This is a genomic window from Magnetospirillum moscoviense (genome assembly GCF_001650635.1).
In the GTDB taxonomy this organism is placed as follows: Bacteria; Pseudomonadota; Alphaproteobacteria; order Rhodospirillales; family Magnetospirillaceae; genus Magnetospirillum; species Magnetospirillum moscoviense.
The window spans coordinates 1-511 of sequence record NZ_LWQU01000121.1; the positions used below are offsets into that span (position 1 = coordinate 1).

Below are 511 nucleotides of genomic sequence, written 5' to 3' on the forward strand. Positions count from 1 at the left end.
GGGCTGGCATATAGCAGTCGGCCCTCGCTGTCGGCGGCGTGGGCAATGGTGCCGGGCCGTTGCCGTTCGGCCTCGAAATCGGCGAGGCGGCAGGGCACGACGTCGACGCCGATGCCGCAGCCCGCCACCGGCGCATAGGCGGCGAAATAGTCCGGGGGGCCGCTTTCGTCGTTGGGCAGGATGACCAAAAGGTCGAAATCACTGTCCGGGCGTGCCGATCCGGCGGCGCGGCTGCCGAACAGGAAGAGCGCCACCGGGCGGAGCGCCGTCTTGAGGCGTCCGACCAGGAACGACAACGCCGCGTCCTCGTTGCGGAACGGGCCGATGTTGCGGATCGCGGTGTCGCCACCAGTTCCCGGAACCACGGACGGTCGCGTGCGGATGAATTCCAGCATGGCCGCCGTCATGCCCGGATCATCCTTGATGGCGTTGACGAGCTCGCGGACGGCCTGTTGCCGATCGGGCTTCACCCGGAAGGTGATCGTGGGGGTGGACATGGAGGGCGTTCCAG

At 68.3% G+C, this 511-nt stretch carries 1 protein-coding gene; it reads right to left on the reverse strand.

Going from position 1 to position 511, the window contains the following annotated elements:
- Positions 1-497 (reverse strand): nucleotidyltransferase domain-containing protein (locus A6A05_RS06240; RefSeq protein WP_068498529.1); only part of this gene is annotated, 497 nt, incomplete at its 3' end.
- Between the last annotated feature and the right edge of the window lie 14 nt (positions 498-511).